The sequence below is a fragment of the Inquilinus sp. genome (assembly GCF_057815775.1).
Map to the genome: position 1 here is coordinate 1 of NZ_JBYRFX010000898.1, position 19,968 is coordinate 19,968.

The window sequence follows — 19,968 nt, forward strand, 5'->3', positions numbered from 1 at the left end:
ATTGTGGGCGTTGATGCAGATGGTGCCGGCCCGGATCTTGCGGGCCATGACATGGGCGACCTTCAGATTGCGGGTCCACACGCTGGCCTGCAGGCCGTACTCCGTGTCGTTGGCGAACTTGGCCACGGCGTCGAGGTCGTCGTCGTCGAAGGACTGGACGCAGACCACCGGGCCGAAGATCTCCTCGCGCACCACCCGCATGTCGCGGTTGGTCCGTGCCAGCACCGTCGGCGCAACGAAATAGCCCTGGTTGCCGAGCACGCTGCCGCCGGTGACGATCTCCGCGCCCTCGCTGCGGCCGGACTCGAGGAACCCGCTGACCCGCTCATGCTGCTCCTTCGACACCAGCGGCCCGAGATTGACCGACGGGTCGAGCCCATGGCCGATCTTGAGGTTGCCGGCCGCCGCCGCCACGCCTTCGACCACCCGGTCATAGACCGATTTATGCGCGAACAGGCGTGACCCGGCGGTGCAGCACTGGCCCTGGTTGTAGAAGATCGCATCCGCCGTGCCGGCGATGGCGAGGTCGAGATCGGCGTCCGGGAACACGATCGCCGGCGACTTGCCGCCGAGCTCCAGCGAGACGCGCTTCAGGTTGCCGGCCGCCGCCTTGACGATCAGCTTGCCGACCTCGGTCGACCCGGTGAAGGCGACCTTGTCGACATCCGGATGCTCGGCCAACGCCGCGCCGGCGGTCTCGCCGAAGCCGGTGACGATGTTGACCACGCCGTCGGGGAACCCGGCTTCCTGGATCAGCTCGCCGAAGCGCAGGGCCGACAGCGGCGTCTGCTCCGCCGGCTTCAGCACGATGGTGCAGCCGGCGGCCAGCGCCGGCGCCAGCTTCCAGGCCGCCATCATCAGCGGGAAGTTCCAGGGGATGATCTGGCCGACGACGCCGACCGGCTCACGCAGGGTATAGGCATGCCAATGGCCGGGGCTGGAGACCGGGATGGTCTGGCCGTTCATCCGCGTCGCCCAGCCCGCCATGTAGCGGAACATGTCGATCGAGCCCTGGACGTCGCCCTGGCGCGCATTGGTCACCGGCTTGCCGTTGTCCAGCGCCTCCAGCTCGGCGAATTCGTCGGCATGCTGTTCCAGCAGGTCGCCGAGGCGCCACACCAGCCGCGACCGTTCGGCCGGCGAGATGCGCGACCACGGGCCGGTTTCGAAGGCGCGACGAGCGGCGGCGACGGCGGCGTCGATGTCGGCCTTGTCGCCGGCCGGAACGTGGGTGATGGTTTCCTCGGTCGCCGGATCTTCCACCGGGAAGGTCTTGCCGCTGCGCGCGGCGACCCATTTCCCGTCGATCAGCAGCTTGTGCTCCTTGGCCAGGAACGAAGCCGCGGCGGAGCCCAGCAACGGCTTCTTGATGGCGATGTTCATGTCGTCCTCCCTAGGTCGAATGGCAATGTCGGACATGTCGTTATATCTCTATGAATATAGCGTTGACGGGTCTTCGGCCAGGGGTCATCGTTCGGTCAGCAACGGCTCTGCCGCCTCCCGGCCTCCTCCCGCCCCGGCCGGGGTGCAGGCCCAGCCAGACAGCCGGCAAGACACCGCAACGGTGCATCCGACACGGAGGAAACCCATGTATATCCAGGCCTTGCAGAAGATTTCCGAGAAGCTTCCGGTCCGCGATCGCTACGAGAATTTCATCGGCGGCAAATGGGTCGCCCCGGTCGAAGGCCGCTATTTCGACAACCCCAGCCCGATCACCGGCAAGAAGCTGTGCGAGGTGCCGCGCTCATCCGCCGCGGATATCGAGCTGGCGGTCGACGCCGCGCACAAGGCGAAGGATGCCTGGGGCCGCACCTCGGTGCAGGAGCGGTCGCGCCTGCTGAACAAGATCGCCGACAAGATCGAGGCCAATCTCGACCTGCTGGCCCTGGTCGAGAGCCTCGACAACGGCAAGCCGATCCGCGAGACCACCCACGCCGACATGCCCCTGGTGGTCGACCACTGGCGCTATTTCGCCAGCGTGATACGGGCGCAGGAGGGCGGCATCTCCGAGATCGACCACGACACCGTGGCCTATCATTTCCATGAGCCGCTGGGCGTGGTCGGCCAGATCATCCCGTGGAACTTCCCGATCCTGATGGCGACCTGGAAGCTGGCGCCCGCCCTGGCCGCCGGCAACTGCGTCGTGCTGAAGCCGGCGGAACAGACGCCGCTGGGCATCCTGGTGGTGATGGAGCTGATCGCCGACATTCTGCCGGCCGGCGTGGTCAACGTCGTCAACGGCTTCGGCGTCGAGGCCGGCAAGCCGCTGGCCCAGAACAAGCGCATCGCCAAGATCGCCTTCACCGGCGAGACCACGACCGGGCGCCTGATCATGCAGTACGCCTCGGACAACCTGATCCCGATGACGCTGGAGCTGGGCGGCAAGTCGCCGAACATCTTCTTCGCCGACGTGCTCGACGCCGATGACGAGTTCTTCGACAAGGCGCTGGAAGGCTTCGCCATGTTCGCCCTGAACCAGGGCGAGGTCTGCACCTGCCCGAGCCGCGCGCTGGTCCAGGAATCGATCTACGACCGGTTCATGGAGCGGGCGGTGGCCCGGACCAAGAAGATCAAGCAGGGCCATCCGCTGGATGCCGCCACCATGATCGGCGCCCAGGCCTCGAACGACCAGCTCGAGAAGATCCTGTCCTACATGGACATCGGCCGGCAGGAAGGCGCTGAAGTGCTGACCGGCGGCAAGCGGGCCCAGATGGAGGGCGAGCTATCGGAAGGCTATTACGTCGAGCCGACGATCTTCGCCGGCCACAACAAGATGCGGGTGTTCCAGGAGGAGATCTTCGGGCCGGTCGTGTCGGTGACGAAGTTCAAGGACGAGGAAGAGGCGCTGGCCATCGCCAACGACACCCTCTACGGCCTGGGCGCCGGGGTGTGGACCCGCAACGGCAACCGCGCCTACCGCTTCGGCCGCGCCATCCAGGCCGGCCGGGTCTGGACCAACTGCTACCACGCCTATCCGGCGCATGCGGCCTTCGGCGGCTACAAGCAGTCCGGCATCGGCCGCGAGAACCACAAGATGATGCTCGACCACTACCAGCAGACCAAGAATCTCCTGGTCAGCTATTCCACCAAGGCTCTCGGTTTCTTCTGAGGTAGGCACGACACGGCGGGCGCGGCTTCGGCCGCGCCCCAGCCGAAGGGAACCATCATGGTCAACCGAGTCGAGATCACGGACAAGGCGGCGGAGCTGGTGGCGCGGCTGCAGGTGCAGCACGGCAAGCTGCTGTTCCATCAGTCGGGCGGCTGCTGCGACGGCTCCGCCCCGATGTGCTTTCCGCTCGGCGATTTCCGGGTCGGGCCGCAGGACGTGCTGCTGGGCGAAATCGCCGGCACGCCCTTCTATATCGGCGCCGCCCAGTTCGAATACTGGCAGCACACCCAGCTGATCATCGACGTGGTGCCGGGCCGCGGCTCCGGCTTCTCCGTCGAGGCGCCGGAGGGCTTGCGCTTCCTGACCCGCAGCCGCCTGTTCACCGACGAGGAGGTCGCGGTGCTGGAGGCGGCGGGACCGCCAGCCCGCGCCGCGTAGCTTTCGGTTCAGGCGCGGCCGCCCTCCCCAGCCGCGACCAGCAGCCGCTCGTAGAAGCCGCCCCAGCTCCGGCCCTGGTCGACCAGATGCACCTCCAGGATCCAGTAGCGCTTCTGCCCCAGCGCATCGGGGTCTCGCATCCGGGTCGGGTTCTCGGGGCTCAGCCGGTACAGGTCCTTGTCGCCCGGCAGCCGGGCATGGGGGAATTCCCCGACGATGTGGCCGGCGATCTGGCCGCCCCACAGCCATCCCCGCTCCTCCGCCAGGCGCTCCGCCTCGGCGAAGAATTCCGCACCGGTGATGTCGTCATGCGTGTCGAAATGGTGCTGCAGCGCGTCGAACACATGCTCCAGGTCGGCGCACAGCCGCTGCTTCTCCGGGTTCGACCCCAAGGCATAGGTGCGGCCGACATCGGCCTCCCATTCGTCGAACACCGGGCCGAGATCGATGAACACGGTGTCGTCGGCGCCGATCTCGCGCACCGGCGGGTTGTCGGCGGCGATGCACAACGTGTTGGGGCCGGCACGGACGATGCGCTTGTGCCAGTGCTTGGTCACGCCGAAGGCCGCCTCGGCCATGGCGTAGATCTCCTTCTCGACCACGCGTTCGGTCCGGCCCGGGGCGATCAGCCCCTCGGCTTCGATCATGTCGAGCAGCGCCACGGCCTTGGCTTCGGCCTGCAGCAATGCGGCGAGACGGGCATCTTCCTGCACGAATTGTCCTTTCCGGCATGGCCGGCCCGGGCTTGCCCGGCCGGCCGCGATCTGCGACCATCGTTATATCTGAAGGAATATAGCGAACGGAGATCGGACGTGCCAACCCTGCCGGCCCTGTTGCGCCCCGCCCGGGGGAGCCCGGTGTTGCCGTCGTTCCCGGTTGTGGTCCCGGCCCCCGTCCCGGCCGCGACGATCGACCCGGCGCCCACCCGCCGCGACCGGATCTGGGACCTGTCGCCGACCCTGCACTGTTCCGTTGTCGGCACCTGCCTGACCACCGGCGAGCTGCGCCAGCTCTTCGCCAAGCTGAACGATGCCGATGCACGCACCGCCTCCGACCACACCCTGCATGGCCGCGCGGTGCGCGCCGCGGGGCAGCACGACACCGCCGGCAAGCTGCTGAACAAGCTGCTGGACAAGCGGCATGACGGGCCGGTCAAGCGCTTCGCCAAGGCCAAGACCGCAGAAGATGTCCGGGCGCTGTGGCACGAGGCGCTGGAGCGCGGCGACATCCCCGGCGCCTATTGGGCGGTGCTGACCCACCCCGCCACCGACAAGGCGCTGGTGCAGGAGGTGTTCGGCGAGGTGCATATGCTGTCGCACCTCGTCGGCATGTCCAACCGCGCCGACATCGCCCGGCTGCGGCATCTGGAGCACGAACTCGGCGACCGCGACGACAAGATCGCCCGGCAGGAAGAGCGGCTGCAGCAGATGGCGGTGGAGCGCGAGGCGCTGGCCCGCCGGGTGGCGGAGCTGGAGCAGGCCGCGCGGCGACAGGTAGCGCCGGCCACTGTGGTGCCCGAGGAAGACGACGCGGCCCCCGCCCTGCGGCGGCGCCTGGCCGACGAGCAGGCGCGGTCGGCCCTGCTCGAGGCCCGGCTGGCGGCGCAGGACGCGGCCCTGGCCGACCAAGGCGAGACGGTGCAGCGGCTGGAGCGGCACGCCGAGGCCCTGACGGCCGAGCTCACCGCGCTGGAGTCGACCCTAAGCGAGCCGGCGGAGGCCTCACCGGAAGCCGCGGCGCCGATGCCGGAGCTGCACGGCCGGCGGCTGCTCTATGTCGGCGGGCGGCCGAAACAGATCGAGCAGCTGAGGGCCCTGACCGCCCGGCTCGGCGGCGTGCTGCTGAGCCATGATGGTGGCGTCGAGGACAACACCACCCTGCTGCCCGGCCTGGTCAGCCAGTCGGACATCGCCTTCTTCCCGGTGGATTGCGTCAGCCACCTCGCGGCCGGGCAGGTGAAGCGGCTGTGCCGCGACATCGGCAAGCCCTTCGTGCCGCTGCGCAGCGCCAGCCTGGCCAGCTTCGTTGCCGCCGTCGGCGCGATGGCCAACGGCGGCATGGAAAGCTTTAGCGCTTACAGCACGCCGGGATAGGCGCCGCCATCGATCAGCAGGCTCTGGCCGGTGATGTAGCCGGCCTGGGCCGAGCACAGATAGGCGCAGGCCGCGCCAAATTCGGAGGCCTCGCCGAAGCGCCCGGCGGGGATGTCGGCCCGGCGCTCCTGCTGCACCGTCTCGATCGGCACGCCGCGCCGCTCCGCCGCTGCCTGCTGGCCGGAGCGCAGCCGGCGGGTGTCGAACGACCCCGGCAGCAGGAAGTTGATGGTGACGTTGGCATGGGCCACCGACCGCGCCACGCCGGCAAGGAAACCGGTCAGTCCGGCCCGGGCGCCGCTGGACAGGTCGAGCCCCGCCAGCGGCATCTTCACCGAAGCCGAGGTGATGTTGACGATACGGCCGAAGCGCCGTTCGACCATGCCGTCGATCACCCGCTGCACCAGCTCGATCGGCGCCGCCATGTTGCCGACCACGCCGGCCAGCAGCGCCTCGCGGTCGATCTCGCGGAAGTCGCGGAACGGCGGGCCGCCATTGTTGTTGACCAGGATGTCGACCCGGGGCACGGCCTGCAGCAGCGCGTCCTGGCCGGCGCGGGTGGCGACGTCGCCGGCGACGGCGATCACCTCAGCCCCGGTCTCGGCCCGGATCTCACCGGCCGTCTTTTCCAGCGCGGCCTGGTCGCGGCCGTTGACCACCACAGTGCAGCCGGCCCGCGCCAGCTCCAACGCGCAGGCCCGTCCGAGACCCTGGCTCGACGCGCAGACCACCGCCTGCCGCCCCTTCAGCCCGAGATCCATCTCATTCTCCATTCCCGAAGGCCCGGTCGACGGGCCGCATGATGACGTGATCTGAGCACGGCGCCGGGGGCTGGGGCGAGAGGGATGTCAGAGTACCAGTCTCAGAAGGGCTTGGTCATGCCGCGCTGCCGGTGCATGCGCCTCAGGACTCCTCTGACCCGATTCCGTCTGGCATGGGCGCTGCGAGGAAGCGTCGCACTTCGCACGGCCACCCGGCCCATGGGCGAGCTCTGGAACAGCGCGCAAATGATCTCGGTATTGCGCTTTGCGGAGGCACCAGACTCTCCGCAATCAATCAGTTCATAACCAGCCGATTTTGTTAAAATATTGAATATACGATTGACTAAAATTTCCATATCGAAGTCAGAAATCTCATTATTTACTGCATATGCCGTAGCAATTTCGACAGATGTCTGAAGTGCCTCTTCTATTTCTTTTACGCAAGACCCCATGTAGATCTCCGAATCCTCAGAAAGTCAATAATAAGGCAGATAGTCTTATTTCAATATGTCCGTCAAATTAAAAAAGGATCAATTTTAATTTTATTGTTTCCGATCTTTGCCGAAAGATGACAGTTGCCCGCAAATTGAGCAGGCCGTGCCTGTGAAATGGCATAGTGCCGCGGCCTTCCTCTTTCATCTATTGAAAGGATGAGCAGCAGGTCGGCGGAACTCATGGTTACCCTTCATCCAGCACGAGGTCGTGCAGCATGAACCACTGCTCGATGTGACGGCGCACGACGGGCGCGATGATCGAGTCGAGACGCGCCACCTCCTGCATGAGTCCCGGCCCATCCGTCCGCGGCCCGACCCGGACCGGCGACAGGATATGCATCCGGAAGCGCCCCCTGCCCGTCCGCAGGCAATAGGCCGGGATGATGACGGCGTCCGCCATCTGCGCCAGGCGCACGACCCGCGCCAGATTGCCGTCGAGGCGGACTGGCCGCCCGAAGAACGGGGCGTGGACGCGGCCATTCTGGAATTCATCGACATACAGCACGACGCCACGCCCCTCCTCGGCGAGCGCCCTGTACAGGCGGCGCGCCGTGGCCGGCCCGGGCGGCACCAGATGGTCGGCGAAGCGCCGCCTGATGCGATCGGCGATGCGCCGTTCGAACCGGTTGCGCGGCGGTTGGTAGACGTCGAGACCGTTCTCCCCGAGCGCCAGCAGCGTCGGACCGACGATTTCCCAGTTGCCGAGGTGCAGGGCCGCCGCGATCCGCGGGCGCCCGGTGGCCCGCGCCGCATCGAGGTTCTCCAGCCCCTCGATCGCGACGCGTCCAGAGGCCCAGATCCGCTCCAGCGCCGAGAATTCGGCCATGGAACTGCCGACATGGCCCCACATCTGCCGAACGGTGCCAGCGGCGGCGGCATCATCCAGATCCGGCCGCAGCGTCCGGACATTGTGCAGCGCCCGGGCCTGCCAGACGCGATGTCGCGATCCGAACCACCGGCCCAGCCAGTGGCCGGCTGCCGAGCAAAGCTCGACCGGCGACGCCCTGAGGCCGTAATGGACCGCGGTGTCGGTCAGGCCCGACAGGGTGTCGCGCAGCCAGTAGCGCCGCCAGGCCGCGCGCGCCTCCGCCCCACCCCAGATCGCGGAGAGCGGCGGCGTCCCGTCAGCCATGGCCGACCGGGCAGCGCAAGGCTGGAGCGGCCGAGGCGACCGCCGGATCGCGCCGGCGCCCCGCCCGGGCCGACAATGTCATCGGCAGACTGTCACCGGGGCGCAGCGTCAGGCGGCACACCGGCTGGACCAGGGTGCCGGGGGCGAGCCGCAGCCTTGCCGTCCGCGCCAGGGCGGCCAGGCAAAGGATCGATTCCGTCAAGCCGAAGGACAGGCCGGCACAGACCCGCGGGCCGACGCTGAACGGCACATAGGCGTATTTCTGCGGGGCGTCCGGACTGCCGGGCAGGAAGCGGTCCGGGATGAAATGGTCGGGATCGCGCCAGAACAGGCGGTGCCGGTGCAGCAGCCACGGCACCACAATGACCAGGGCGCCGGCCTTCACCCTGCGGCCGCGGATGGAATCTTCCTGTGCCGCCTCGCGCGCCAGCAGCGGCACCGGCGGATAGAGACGCAGCGTCTCCTCGATGATGGCGCGCGTGTAGACCAGCCGGGGCACATCCGCCAGCGTCGGCGCCCGCCCGCCGAGCACGGTGTCGAGCTCGTCATGCAGGCGAGCCTCGACCTCCGGCGCCTGCGACAGCAGATACCAGGCCCAAGCCAGGCAATTGGCGGTGGTTTCGTGACCGGCCATGAAGATCACGGCCGCCTCGTTGCGCAGCGCCGCATCATCGAGACCGCCATCCTGCCGCGATTTCATCAGCATCCGGATCACCGATCCGTCGCCATCCGTGCCTTTGAGATCGGCGATGACCCCGTCGAGGATGGCGTGGATCCGGGCCGCCGACCGGGCGATTTCCGGCCCGCGCCGGCGTGGGATCCAGGACGGCAGTCCGAGCAGCGAGGCCAGGTCGCGCTGGTCGGCGTGCTTCTGGTACTCGCTGAATGCCTCGACCACCGCCCCGGTGCGGTTGGCGCCGAGCGCCCGGCCGAAGACTGTCCGGCCGATGATTTCGGCGGTCAGCTGCGCCATGGCCTTCAGCACATCGACGGTCGACCCCGGCGACAGGGCGGCCCATCTGGCGCCGAGCTCACCGGCCGCCTCGACGATCAGGGGGGCGAACTGGCCGAGGCGCGAGGTGTGGAGCACCGGCGCCACCATGCGACGTCGCTGCTTCCAGGTTTCGCCGTCACTGACGAAGAGCCCATCGCCGAGAAGTGGCGACAGGGCGTTCCGCATCTGCGGGCTTTTGCGCTCGAAATTTGCCGCCTGCGACACGAAAGCGTAGCGAACCGTATCGGGGCTGTTGCAGATAAAGACCTGTCGTGCCAGCAGCTGCATCGACATCGTCTGATATTCGAAGGCCTTCTCTTCCCAGATGCCCAAAAAATTCTGCATTCCGAGACGAAGCATCTGGAATGTCGGAATCGCTTTCTTTGGACGATCTGGATACGGCGGGACGAATTCCTGCATCTCTCAGGATGATCCACGCATAGCGGAATACTCCGTTGCGGAAGACTTTGAGAAGCAAATAACGCGGGGATAATATTAGATTTTGAATCAAAAACAATGGAATCTTTCGTCTAAATCTAGGAAAACTTTCGTGAGCTCCTGGGACTCCTTATGAAATCATTGAGGGCACGCCAGAATTCAGAGAGCCTATGATCCTAAATCCTAGGATAATAAGCCCGCATAGAGTCTCTGACACTCCGTCGATTCATTAGCTCATTAAGATAAATTTATAACAAATGTATTTCTCTCGGCGTTTGCCGACGCCGGGCAAGCTGACAATGATTATCCCCGCCAATTGTCCTACCTAGACTCTGGCCGGTGCTACGGCGACTGGAACAATTCCGATAGACCGCCGATGGAGCATTTGTTGCGTCGGAGGCAACGGGAGCATGGCCGTGGTGAGGGGAACACCGGCCCGCAGGGAAGATCTCAGCGGTCGCTGCGGGTCTCGCCGTATTCAACCGCCGTCGCGAAGCGGGGTTCGGGCCGGCAATGTCACTGGCTGCGGTGGCAGCGCTGCCATAGAGATCAGCTGGCCATATGCTTGATCCTGGTTCAACTTTCATTCACGTAAACTGGAAGAGGCTTGGCGATAGTTTGAAATTCTTCGCCAATCGCAACATTGATCTATCTTGTATCCAAGAACACAAGGCAAAGCGATCAACTTGAACTTTAATTAATTTATCCTTTTTTGCTTGTATGCTAACAATACCTTCAGCACGCCTGGGACGAACCAGGTCCGCCTGATGGCGCGGGCCACAGTTCATGACCAATCCTTGAAAAAGGCGTGATCAATCCAAAAAGGGGGGAGACTGTTGAGGCCGCAGATTGGGGGCATGGTCGATGATCGTTATAAAATGGGACGTCTTCAAAATTACCAGAGCGACAGCCACGCCGGCCCCGATTGTCCGGACGCAGCTCTGAAATCGGCCAAGCCCATTTAACCGGGCACCGTGAATCCAATTCCAACCCGGCCAGGCCAGGATGCCCGCCCGCTCAAAGGCGGGGTGGATCGCCTCTTTTGCACGATCTGCCACCGGCAACCGGCAATCGCCCCTCCCAATCAGTGGGACGCCAGATGACCCTGACTGCGTACAAAGATCCGCCCACAGCGAACGAACATGCCGAGACGTTCGGGCCGCTATCGCCCGCGGTGAATATCGTGTTCTTCGGAACCTCGCGTTCGGAATGCGCAGATCAGACCATCGCCAGCTTACGCAAGCTGGGCGCCCGGATTCGCATCGCCCCCGATGTCGAAGAATATTTCTGCAATACCTATATCAACGACAACCTACTGATGCTCGAATGGGAACGGAAAGAATTTCGAACGATCAGCATCCTGAAATATATTCGGTCCCTGTCGGACCTGCCGCTTCTTATATTGAGCTCCAACTCCGAAGAGATCGAACGGGTTATCGCCCTCGAGCTGGGTGCGGATGACTTCTTTAGTACGACACTTGGATCTACCGAGATTCTAGCAAAAATCCGGGCACTGTTTCGTCGTTTCCAGAAACCGGACAGCATAGACATCGAAAATGGAGACTACATCTGCTTTTCAGACTGGATCTTTGACAAGAAAAGAATGCGCCTTCGCCGGCAGGGCGGGGAAGACATCGTTCTCACGCGTGGAGAAATTTCTCTGCTGATGATATTCGTCGACGCGCCGTTGCGGATCCTGAGCAGATCCTACCTCGCCCGCGCGACGCATGTTCATAGCAGCGTGACGGACCGAGCCGTGGATGTGCAGATTTTGAGGCTTCGGAAAAAACTCGACCCCGGCATCATCGAGTGTGTCCGTGGCCAAGGCTACAGGTTTACCCAACGAGTCGAGAACCGGGCCCAGATCTAGCCCCGACGCCCGCCATCGCCGGGGATGCGGCGGCGAACCCTTTCGGTTTCCGTCGCGACGATCATCGGCCCAATTTCTCGGGAAGAAGGGCGCGGATGAGATCCCGCGACTTGGACAGTTACAATATTGAAACACATTTCCGACACTGCGAAATTATCGAGTAACAAAAATATCATATGAAGTCATTCTTTGGAGGATGGCAGCTTGCAATTGGATTCACATCCACTGTGACGGTGCAGCTTCGCCCGAGAGGGCCTCCACCCTAAGCAATCCAAGATTTCATCCCTCGGATCCACAAGGTTCTATGCATGCCGGACCAAGATGTTGTCGCGATTCATCGTCTTCTTCGTCGTATCGACGACAAATTCGACGACCTGAGCCAGGAGATCAAGGAATTCAAGGTACGGATCATCCGCGTCGACAACGAGATGGAGAAGGCGCAGGCGCAGCTGACCGGGACTTCGAAACGGTTGGGCCGGATAGGGCAGCAGCTCGGCATCCTCGATCACCATCCGCTCTGATCTTTAGCGGCGCATCCTCGCACCGTCCAACCCTCCGCTTGTCCCGCATCTGCCCGGCCATCGCCCGATGACGGCAATGCACGGCACGGGTGCGGCCGGGATCGGGCCGTGCAGAAACGCGGTCAGGTCAGCCTGTCATCGAAATATCGGGATAGTTTAAGGAACCGGCATGCAGCGTTTCGGGGACACCGCGCTCAACCCGTATCTGGACGGCCTCTATCCCAATTCGATCAATGGCAAGGGTCCTCTCCCAAAAACCATCATCGCGGAGCTGACATCCCGGATCGAGATCATCGATCGGAATTTCGCGTCGTACCAGGCGGCGATGGAGCGTGCGAAGGCCGCGTCGAAGGCCCTTCTCACGATCGCGCAACAGGAATTCGCGACCATGGAGAAGGAGCCTGGCGCCAATGCAGAGCCCGACATCGGCCTGATCGAAACGCAATTGCGAGAGATGGCGGGCCTCATTTCCGAGATGGAAGAGACATCCAGATCCTATCTCGCCGCCCAAACGGAGATGAGAGACGAGCCGGCCTGGTTGCCGAAATTCTGGAGTGCCATCTTCAACACACCGCCAGGGTTGCTCGGCGGGATCGACGCGGCAGACGAAGGTCCGGCCGATCAGGACCCTCGTCGGGCGGACGCCAAGGCCGCGGTCGATGCTGTCCGATCCGCACGAGAACGACAAAGCGGGGAAGAAAGCACGACGCTCGCGGGACGGTTCGAAGCCTTGCTGCAGGCCAGAAGAGATATCGAGATGCTGCTCATGGCGGCGGAGCTGAGGCGCGATCTCCGCGAGGCCGGGAACTCGCTCGGAACGGTGGAACGGGTTGCGAAGGCGGTCAATGCCAGGTTCTCCGAAGCCTTCGAGCGGATCGAGGGCGCCAGGCAGAGGTTTTCCCGGCGCCCGGATGAAGCGACCCACGCCCCCACCGCCGATCCCCGGGTGCGGAGAGAGATCGAAACGGAGGATGCCGTCGTCGACGGGATGATGGCAGGCATCGACTCCGCACTGGCGCTGATCCGGGCCGCCTAACTTGATCCGATCGATATGGATGCCGTGAAGAAAGACTCCATCGAGACCATCTGCAAATCCGGTGAGAAGTTGCGTCAGCGCCTGCATGACGACCACGACTATTTCTCGTTCTTGATCAGGGATAGTCGCCCCACGGTAAAAAGCGCGCCGAAATACTTGCTACAATTCATGAGGCAGCTGACCGGGATCTCGATTCCCGGATAGCGCGGCAGGCGGATGCCACGGCCGGATGCAGCCCGATCCGGCCACCGGCGCGGATCGCTCCAGCAGGCGGATCACCCCCGGGCCGGGCCGCGACCGGGCCCGGCGGGACCGCCGTTTCAGTTGTAACTGAAATCGCTTTTCGTAGCCGAAATCGCCTTTGCCGCCGCCCCGACGCTCTCTATGTCCGGGGTCTGCAGCATCCCAGCCGCCCGGATCCGGGCCGCACTCCCCGCCCGCCATTCCGGAGCCGACCATGCCGCTGACCGAGGAGATGATCCGCTTCTACACGCCGCACGGGGGCGGCGTCGCTGTCGGCCTGGCGGGACGCGCTGTCGGCATGGGACGAGCGCCAGGATGAATGGGATAGAGCGCTCGCGGACATCGAAGCCGAATTCGAGGACGACGACGATTGACGCTGCTGCGGGGCCGGGCCGGCACATTGCGGCCGGCCGCCTGGGGTCAGTGCTTCGAAATCAACGATAAGCCGATGAATCAGCCCGAGCGCAAGATCGTGCCCACCCAAAGCGGCCCCCAACCGGCCACCGGGTCGGCGCCCCCGGCAGTCAATATCGTGCTGTTCGGCGATTTCTATGCCGAGGCCACGATTCAGGCCATCAAGCATCTGCGAAATCTGGGCGTCCGCGTGCGCATCGCCCCGGACATCGACGAATACTTCGCCCACAGCTATCTCAACGACAATGTCTTCATGCTGGAATGGCAGCGCAAGGAATTCATCACCCTCAATGCGCTCAAGCACATTCGCTCTTTGTCGAATTTCCCCTTGCTGATACTGGGCACCAATTCCGAAGAGGTCGACAGGGTCATCTCCCTTGAATTGGGCGCAGATGATTTCCTGAATGCCACCCTTGATCCGAGAGAAATACTGGCACGGATCCGGGCCGTTGTCCGCCGTTCCGGTCCGATACGTGCCGCCGAGACCGAAGCATACGGATATTATCGCTTCGCCGATTGGAAATTCGACAAGAGGACGATGCGCCTGCTGCAGAACGGCAAGGACGCGGTCTATCTCACCCGTGTCGAACTCTCCCTGCTGATTGCGTTCATGGACAGCCCGCTGCGCATCCTGAGCCGATCCTACCTCGCCAGCGTGACGCACATTCACGGCCGCGTGACCGACCGGGCCGTCGACGTGCAGATTCTAAGGCTTCGGAAGAAGCTCGGCTCCGACATTATCGAGAGCATTCGTGGGCAGGGCTATCGATTCACCGAGAATGTCGAATACGTCAATCAATCCTGATCGTGGCGAGCCCCGAGGCCCTAAGCCGGCGGTGCCGCGAAGGCGCGGCCGATCAGGGCCTTGGCGTCGCCCTGGATCTGCCGCAGATGATCTTCGCTGCGGAAGCTTTCGGCGTAGATCTTGTAGACCTCCTCGGTGCCGGAGGGGCGGGCCGCGAACCAGCCATTCTCGGTGGCGACCTTGATGCCGCCGAAGGGCTGGCCGTTGCCCGGCGCCTTGGTCAGGGTCTGCACCACCGGTTCGCCCGCCAGCTGCCTGGCGTCCAGCCGCTCCGGCGTCAGGGTCTTGAACACGCGCTTCTGCTCGGCCGATGCCGGCGCGTCGGTGCGGGCGTAGTGAGACGTGCCCAGTTGCTGGGTCAGCCCCGTGTAGAGCTCGCTGGGGTCGCGGCCGGTCACGGCGGTGATCTCGGCAGCCAGCAGGCCGAGGATGAGCCCGTCCTTGTCCGTGGTCCACACCGTGCCGTCCTGGCGCAGGAAGGAAGCGCCGGCGCTCTCCTCCCCGCCGAAGCCGACCGAGCCGTCGCTGAGGCCGTCGACGAACCATTTGAAGCCGACCGGCACCTCGAGCAGCCGCCGGCCCAGCTGCGCCGTGACCCGGTCGATCATGCTGCTGCTGACCAGCGTCTTGCCGACGGCGCTGTCGGCGCGCCAGCCCTTGCGGTGGGTGAACAGGTAGGAAATCGACGCCGCCAGGAAATGGTTCGGGTTCATCAGCCCGGCGGACCGGGTGACGATGCCGTGGCGGTCGGCGTCGGTGTCGTTGGCGAAGGCGACGTCGAACTGGTCGCGCAGGCCCAGCAGCCGGGTCATGGCGTAGGGCGACGAGCAATCCATGCGGATCTTGCCGTCCCAATCCGCGGTCATGAAGCGGAAGGTCGGGTCGACGATGTCGCTGACCACCGTGGCGGCGATGCCGTAGCGTTCGATCAGCGGCGCCCAGTAATGCACCGCGGCGCCGCCCAGCGGGTCGATGCCGATGCGGACGCCGGAGGCGCGGATCGCCTCGAGGTCGACGACGCTGGCGAGATCGCTGACATAGCCATCGACATAGTCGTGGCGGTGCGTGGTCGCGGCCTTCAGGGCGCGCTGGTACGGGATGCGCTGGACGCCGGCGAGCGACTGTTCGATCAGCTCATTCGCCGTGCGCTCGATCCAGCCGGTCACCTCGGTGTCGGCCGGCCCCCCGTTCGGCGGGTTGTACTTGAAGCCGCCATCCTCCGGCGGGTTGTGCGACGGCGTCACCACGATGCCGTCGGCCAGGCCGGCGCTGCGGCCGCGGTTGTAGCCAAGGATGGCGTGCGAGATGACCGGCGTCGGGGTGTAGCCGTCCTCCCGGTCGATCATGGTCTCGACGCCGTTGGCGGCGAGCACCTCCAGCGCGCTGGCCAGCGCCGGTTCGGACAGCGCATGGCTGTCGATGCCGATGAACAGCGGCCCGTCGATCCCGGCCTTCTTGCGGTACAGGCAGATCGCCTGGGTGATGGCGAGGATATGGGTTTCGTTGAAGCTGCCGGCGAAGGCCGAGCCGCGATGGCCCGACGTGCCGAAGGCGACGCGCTGGGCCGCGACGGCCGGGTCGGGCCGGTTGGCGAAATACGCCGTCACCAGCCGCGGCAGGTTGACGAGATCGGACGGATCGACGGGCTTCCCCGCAAGCGGACTGACCATCTTTGCCACCCCAGGGCTGAACGGTGGATTGGAACGACGACACGGCAAATTGCGCCAGCCGGCGCCGCCTGTCGAGGATGGGAACGGGGGGATGGGGGAGATGGTGCCGTTGTGGGAGTTCTTCGCGTTCGCCCGAGCACAGTACGCCCAAACAGGCGACGCCTTAGGCTCGTCCGAATTTAAACTGCCCCCTTCGTAAGGGCTGTCCCAACTAGGCGAGATCTGGTGACCGTGCCCCAAGCCACTGCCGATTTACAGACGAGCATCGGCGACCGCCAACAAGATGATATCGTTGAGCATCCGCAGACGATTGACCTGGGGAGCCGCAATTGTCTCGACATACGCCATCATCGCCGGAATCGCCGTTTGCCGTGCGTTACTATCGTTGGTCTGAACGACACTCGTAGTAGCGATTTCCTCTTCAAGCAGACGCCCAACCAAGCGATCGTCGAGAGCAACACTGCCGTCGGCGGCACGACGGATCAGGTGGAGTTCCTCCGATAGGGTTTCGCCTTGATCCGACTGCCAGCGCATCAGAAACGCCGCAACCTCGCCGAGATAGTCCGGAAGCCGTAGCGAGGCGTAGCCGCCGCCGAATTCCGGCGCGGATGATACCTCAACGAGATCTCGCAGGAACTCGCCACCGAAGTCGATCAGCGTTGTCGCACGCACGCGCGCTGCCGTCGCCCGGCTGGTTGTTGCATCGATGACAAGCCGCCCGATGAACTCAGGATACCGACCGCGCATTTCTTCGGGTAAACGGAGTTGAAACCTTTCCGAGGCAACGTCGCGTACCGTCACCTCGATCTGAACGAACGGCGCCATGCGCCGAACAAAATGCATGACATGCGCCGTCGTAAACCGGCCAAGACGCATAACCGCCGCGGGGTTGAAGCTGCTGGCGGCGCTGAGAATCTCGTCCTGGAGCATGCGTGCCCGTTGCGCGCGCTCAACGGCCTCCTTAACGCGCTCCATGCTGCGCGACACCGTCTCAGCCATCGCGTCGTTCAGAATCGACGAAAGATCCAATTGATCGAGCAAATCGCCCAGAATCTCGGACGCATAGCGCTCATCGAATTCACCGCTTACCGTCGCCATCTCACGAGCAAGCGATTCGACACGCTCCAATGCCGAGGACAGAATTTCACCATCAATTGTATCATTTGAATGAAAATTAAGAACAACTACATGTTTAGTTTGCCCATATCGGTAGACTCGTCCAATTCTCTGTATGATCCGGGCCGGATTCCAGGGCAGATCGAAATTGACGACAACATGGCAGTTGCGATGGAGATTGAGGCCCTCTCCTCCTGCTTCGGTAGAGATCAATACGTTGGCGTCAGCGTCAAACGCCTCCATTGCTGAGATCTTCTCTTTAAGCTTCTGTCCGCCGTTGATTTGTACCGGCACACGCCCGGACAGGCGGTACACCTCCTCAACCAATCGATCTTGCGTCGCCCTGTATTCTGAGAACACCAGTATCTTGCGGCCACCGCGCACAACGATTTCATCATAAACTCGACGAAATGCCTCGATCTTCGCGTCGGCTGCAGCGGCAGCGCTACAGTGGTCGAGTACACCGCGAATCATATCGGCCTCTGCGTCGAAGAATTCTCCCGCCGGGCCGCCGAGTTCACGATCGGCAAAATCGTCCATGCTGTCGTCGATGTCCATCTCCCCAAGCCCTGCAACATCCTGCGTTGCGCGACCATCGGTTTGCAGGCGTTCCAAACGCCGACGCAGAGCACGGTCGATCGCCGCGACGCTTGAAGAAGCGAGCTTTCGGTACGTGGTCATCACAAATCCGATAGCACGTCCGCCCGATCCACCCACGCGCTCGCCCGCACGATAGCCGAGTCTGAGATAGGCCTTAAGCCGTCGGTCAAGTTCTCGCATCTCGAGAGTTGGGTTAACAATCACGCGGCGAACAGTGTGACCCTTAAAGATGAAATCACCATTCGCGTCCGTCACGTCGATCTTGCGATTCCTGAGCACAACGTCGCCAACAACTTCGGGATGAAGTTCCAACTCGTCGACAGCATCTGCAAGGTCAGGGCGCACCAGCTTGAGGAGCGAGCGGAACTTACCTGTATCGCCTTGATGCGGCGTACCGGAGAGAAGCAGTAGCGACCGAGTCCGCTCACGCAACGCCCGCCCCAGGACGAAGCGCAGCGTTTGGCTACCGTCGTCCGTCCGGCTGAGTCGGTGCCCCTCGTCGAAGATAACTAAGTCCCAGTGGCCCGCCATCAGCAAGCGACCAAAGTGCGTACCGTTGTCGAATCCTTCATCCTCGCGGTCCCGCGGCTTCACGAGGTCTAGTGAAGCGATGACGGATTCCTGGAGGCGCCATTTCCATGCCGCGTCTGCGTGGAAGTCCGAGCCATAGATCATGAAATCACGGCCAAACTTCACGTGCATCTCATCCTGCCACTGTCGAGTGAGGCCGGCTGGGCAGACCACCAGAATGCGCCGTAAATCTCTCGATCGTTGTAACGCGGCTAGAAGCAGGCCAACCTCAATCGTCTTTCCCAACCCGACATCGTCAGCAATGATCCAGTTCGTTGTGCCAGACGTGAGGATGCGGTGCACGAGTTGGATCTGATGGGGAAGAGGATCGACATCGAGCCGATCGAGCGCGCCAGTCGCCTCGTTCCAGGATCTCAAAGCATGCCCGATCACGCACAATGCGAAGCGCTCACCGGCATCAGCGTGCGCTGGCATCGACCGGACGAACGCGAGTTGAGGATCCATGATGCGTCTAAGTCCGTAGCTCGCCATCCAGATAGAGCGTCCGTCCGATTGAAATTGGACGAGCGCTTGGTCGTATCCGGCAAGAGTGCGCACCGCGATGACGCGACCGACGCCGAGGGTCCGGCGCCCAACCGAGTGTGGGATGTCCTGGACAGTGAAGCTGGGCAAAATGCCACTAGAGATTGTGTCCAGGCTCTCCACCGAGGGCACGCCGCCCCAGTCCACATCGAGTTTCAGACCGCCCGGCCCATCAGAAACACGTGTCACACGCCCAATGCGCGACTCGTCGCGGCGGCGTACCCAAGTGCCCTCAACCGGACGCAGCGGCGCCGTTCTCATGCTCACTCCTGCCTCTCGGGTGTCTCAATCTGTTCGCTAGGCGACGGAGCCGGCAAAGAAACTGCCGGTGGCCCGCTGTCCAAGCTATTGGTATGCAGAATGAACGAGGGCGCAACGATGTCGAGCCGAGGTCCGCGGTCTGCGTCCCAACCGCCCGTCCGGCGCCCAGAACCTAAGTGTTCGCAGAACTCATGCGTGTGTAGTGCCCGCGTTGCCCTATTACTGGCCGCGATCGCCTTGAAGGCTGCGGCCTCAGCCTCGTCGCCTTCCGCCCTAATCCGTGCGTAGGCAGCAAAACTCCAGAAGCCGGGACAGGGGGAGTCCAACTCCTCCCATTCGCCGAGCCAATCCTCGTCGAGGAGGCGCTCGGCTGGTAGCCCCGAACCAATCTCAGCAACGGCAAGCGATGTCGTCCAGCCGTAGTGGCCCCGCGCAGTTTCTTGATATCGGGTCGGGCCACTCCGCGCACTCCTAAATCTCCAGAACCGAGGAGTGTCGTCCCACAGGGTTTTAAGCTCGATCGCAAGAGCAAGGCTGCGGGCACAGTTGACTAGGGGAGCCAGTCGAAGCCAAGTCCGAAACAAGTTCCCCCACCTCGCTTCTTCGAGCAGATCCTTAAAGATCCTCTCTGCCGCGGCGAGTCCTTGGGCGTGCGATATCGATGTCGCCTGCGCCAATAGAGCTGCCTTCGTGCTGGGGCGCCATTCATGGCGCCCCGCAAAGACATCAGAAATTATGGGTGCCGCCGTAGCACTCGGATCGTAAAAGGGTAGATCTACAACAGTCCAGTCGTGGATGGGGGGCGCGGGGTCGGGTGCCTCGGGGACGAGCCAGACCTGAGCGGCGTCGTACTCCAGCAG

At 63.7% G+C, this 19,968-nt stretch carries 16 protein-coding genes; 7 read left to right on the plus strand and 9 right to left on the minus strand.

The features are described 5' to 3' along the window. On the minus strand, positions 1 to 1,383 hold a 1,383-nt coding region (locus tag AC3XYG_RS32180; protein WP_489143968.1), incomplete at its 3' end, for an aldehyde dehydrogenase family protein. A 205-nt stretch (positions 1,384 to 1,588) separates the two neighbouring features. Between AC3XYG_RS32180 and adh the strand changes: the two genes are divergently transcribed. Together adh and AC3XYG_RS32190 are read left to right on the plus strand one after the other, a co-directional pair. Beyond that, the gene (gene adh / locus AC3XYG_RS32185) at positions 1,589 to 3,109 is read left to right on the plus strand and encodes an aldehyde dehydrogenase (protein ID WP_489143969.1); all 1,521 of its coding nucleotides are present in this window, start codon (positions 1,589 to 1,591) and stop codon (positions 3,107 to 3,109) included. Positions 3,110 to 3,166: 57 nt separating this feature from the next. Further along, complete coding sequence (locus AC3XYG_RS32190) at positions 3,167 to 3,547, plus strand: DUF779 domain-containing protein (RefSeq protein ID WP_489143970.1); 381 nt, start codon at positions 3,167 to 3,169, stop codon at positions 3,545 to 3,547. Positions 3,548 to 3,555: 8 nt separating this feature from the next. On the opposite strand, the gene AC3XYG_RS32195 is transcribed toward AC3XYG_RS32190, so the two are convergent. Beyond that, entirely contained in the window at positions 3,556 to 4,260 is a 705-nt protein-coding gene (locus AC3XYG_RS32195; protein WP_489143971.1) for a M24 family metallopeptidase, read from the minus strand. A gap of 99 nt (positions 4,261 to 4,359) precedes the next feature. Between AC3XYG_RS32195 and AC3XYG_RS32200 the strand changes: the two genes are divergently transcribed. After that, positions 4,360 to 5,640 (plus strand): DUF2325 domain-containing protein, encoded by a 1,281-nt coding sequence (locus AC3XYG_RS32200; RefSeq protein WP_489143972.1) that lies wholly within the window; start codon positions 4,360 to 4,362, stop codon positions 5,638 to 5,640. Here the strand turns inward: AC3XYG_RS32200 and AC3XYG_RS32205 are convergent. The 5 genes from AC3XYG_RS32205 to AC3XYG_RS32225 all read right to left on the minus strand — a co-directional run bounded on the left by AC3XYG_RS32205 (position 5,622) and on the right by AC3XYG_RS32225 (position 9,381). Continuing rightward, complete coding sequence (locus AC3XYG_RS32205) at positions 5,622 to 6,401, minus strand: SDR family oxidoreductase (RefSeq protein ID WP_489143973.1); 780 nt, start codon at positions 6,399 to 6,401, stop codon at positions 5,622 to 5,624. The genes AC3XYG_RS32200 and AC3XYG_RS32205 overlap by 19 nt on opposite strands. A 101-nt stretch (positions 6,402 to 6,502) precedes the next feature. Then, positions 6,503 to 6,853 carry a hypothetical protein gene (locus tag AC3XYG_RS32210; RefSeq protein WP_489143974.1) on the minus strand — a complete coding sequence of 117 codons (351 nt, stop codon included), beginning with the start codon at positions 6,851 to 6,853 and terminating at the stop codon, positions 6,503 to 6,505. 62 nt (positions 6,854 to 6,915) lie between these two features. Next, entirely contained in the window at positions 6,916 to 7,077 is a 162-nt protein-coding gene (locus tag AC3XYG_RS32215; protein WP_489143975.1) for a hypothetical protein, read from the minus strand. Positions 7,078 to 7,079: 2 nt separating this feature from the next. Continuing rightward, complete coding sequence (locus AC3XYG_RS32220; RefSeq protein ID WP_489143976.1) at positions 7,080 to 8,027, minus strand: lysophospholipid acyltransferase family protein; 948 nt, start codon at positions 8,025 to 8,027, stop codon at positions 7,080 to 7,082. Beyond that, positions 8,020 to 9,381, minus strand: coding sequence for a cytochrome P450 (locus AC3XYG_RS32225; RefSeq protein ID WP_489143977.1), 1,362 nt, complete (start codon positions 9,379 to 9,381; stop codon positions 8,020 to 8,022). The genes AC3XYG_RS32220 and AC3XYG_RS32225 overlap by 8 nt, the downstream gene beginning before the upstream one ends. Before the next feature lie 1,177 nt (positions 9,382 to 10,558). On the opposite strand from AC3XYG_RS32225, the gene AC3XYG_RS32230 reads away from it, so the two are divergent. From AC3XYG_RS32230 to AC3XYG_RS32245, 4 genes are all read left to right on the plus strand, one after another. After that, a complete protein-coding gene (locus tag AC3XYG_RS32230; protein ID WP_489143978.1) occupies positions 10,559 to 11,329 on the plus strand; it encodes a winged helix-turn-helix domain-containing protein in 771 nt (256 codons plus the stop codon). A 308-nt stretch (positions 11,330 to 11,637) separates the two neighbouring features. After that, positions 11,638 to 11,850 (plus strand): hypothetical protein, encoded by a 213-nt coding sequence (locus AC3XYG_RS32235; RefSeq protein WP_489143979.1) that lies wholly within the window; start codon positions 11,638 to 11,640, stop codon positions 11,848 to 11,850. Between the two features lie 169 nt (positions 11,851 to 12,019). Further along, positions 12,020 to 12,886: a hypothetical protein gene (locus AC3XYG_RS32240; RefSeq protein WP_489143980.1), complete on the plus strand. Its 867-nt coding sequence runs from the start codon at positions 12,020 to 12,022 to the stop codon at positions 12,884 to 12,886. A gap of 613 nt (positions 12,887 to 13,499) precedes the next feature. Then, positions 13,500 to 14,348 carry a winged helix-turn-helix domain-containing protein gene (locus AC3XYG_RS32245; protein WP_489143981.1) on the plus strand — a complete coding sequence of 283 codons (849 nt, stop codon included), beginning with the start codon at positions 13,500 to 13,502 and terminating at the stop codon, positions 14,346 to 14,348. Positions 14,349 to 14,368: 20 nt separating this feature from the next. Here AC3XYG_RS32245 and pgm read toward each other — a convergent pair whose 3' ends face one another. Both pgm and AC3XYG_RS32255 read right to left on the minus strand, forming a co-directional pair. After that, entirely contained in the window at positions 14,369 to 16,018 is a 1,650-nt protein-coding gene (pgm, locus tag AC3XYG_RS32250) for a phosphoglucomutase (alpha-D-glucose-1,6-bisphosphate-dependent) (protein WP_489143982.1), read from the minus strand. 252 nt (positions 16,019 to 16,270) lie between these two features. Continuing rightward, positions 16,271 to 19,108 carry a DEAD/DEAH box helicase gene (locus AC3XYG_RS32255; RefSeq protein ID WP_489143983.1) on the minus strand — a complete coding sequence of 946 codons (2,838 nt, stop codon included), beginning with the start codon at positions 19,106 to 19,108 and terminating at the stop codon, positions 16,271 to 16,273. Positions 19,109 to 19,968 lie beyond the last annotated feature (860 nt).

What these genes read in the sequence shown, in the direction of transcription:
- adh (WP_489143969.1), top strand. Translation starts at nt 1,589, where the DNA reads ATGTATATCCAGGCCTTGCAGAAGATTTCCGAGAAGCTTCCGGTCCGC.
- AC3XYG_RS32190 (WP_489143970.1), top strand. Translation starts at nt 3,167, where the DNA reads ATGGTCAACCGAGTCGAGATCACGGACAAGGCGGCGGAGCTGGTGGCG.
- AC3XYG_RS32205 (WP_489143973.1), bottom strand. Translation starts at nt 6,401, where the DNA reads ATGGATCTCGGGCTGAAGGGGCGGCAGGCGGTGGTCTGCGCGTCGAGC.
- AC3XYG_RS32210 (WP_489143974.1), bottom strand. Translation starts at nt 6,853, where the DNA reads ATGGGGTCTTGCGTAAAAGAAATAGAAGAGGCACTTCAGACATCTGTC.
- AC3XYG_RS32215 (WP_489143975.1), bottom strand. Translation starts at nt 7,077, where the DNA reads ATGAGTTCCGCCGACCTGCTGCTCATCCTTTCAATAGATGAAAGAGGA.
- AC3XYG_RS32220 (WP_489143976.1), bottom strand. Translation starts at nt 8,027, where the DNA reads ATGGCTGACGGGACGCCGCCGCTCTCCGCGATCTGGGGTGGGGCGGAG.
- AC3XYG_RS32225 (WP_489143977.1), bottom strand. Translation starts at nt 9,381, where the DNA reads ATGCTTCGTCTCGGAATGCAGAATTTTTTGGGCATCTGGGAAGAGAAG.
- AC3XYG_RS32230 (WP_489143978.1), top strand. Translation starts at nt 10,559, where the DNA reads ATGACCCTGACTGCGTACAAAGATCCGCCCACAGCGAACGAACATGCC.
- AC3XYG_RS32235 (WP_489143979.1), top strand. Translation starts at nt 11,638, where the DNA reads ATGCCGGACCAAGATGTTGTCGCGATTCATCGTCTTCTTCGTCGTATC.
- AC3XYG_RS32240 (WP_489143980.1), top strand. Translation starts at nt 12,020, where the DNA reads ATGCAGCGTTTCGGGGACACCGCGCTCAACCCGTATCTGGACGGCCTC.
- pgm (WP_489143982.1), bottom strand. Translation starts at nt 16,018, where the DNA reads ATGGTCAGTCCGCTTGCGGGGAAGCCCGTCGATCCGTCCGATCTCGTC.
- AC3XYG_RS32255 (WP_489143983.1), bottom strand. Translation starts at nt 19,108, where the DNA reads ATGAGAACGGCGCCGCTGCGTCCGGTTGAGGGCACTTGGGTACGCCGC.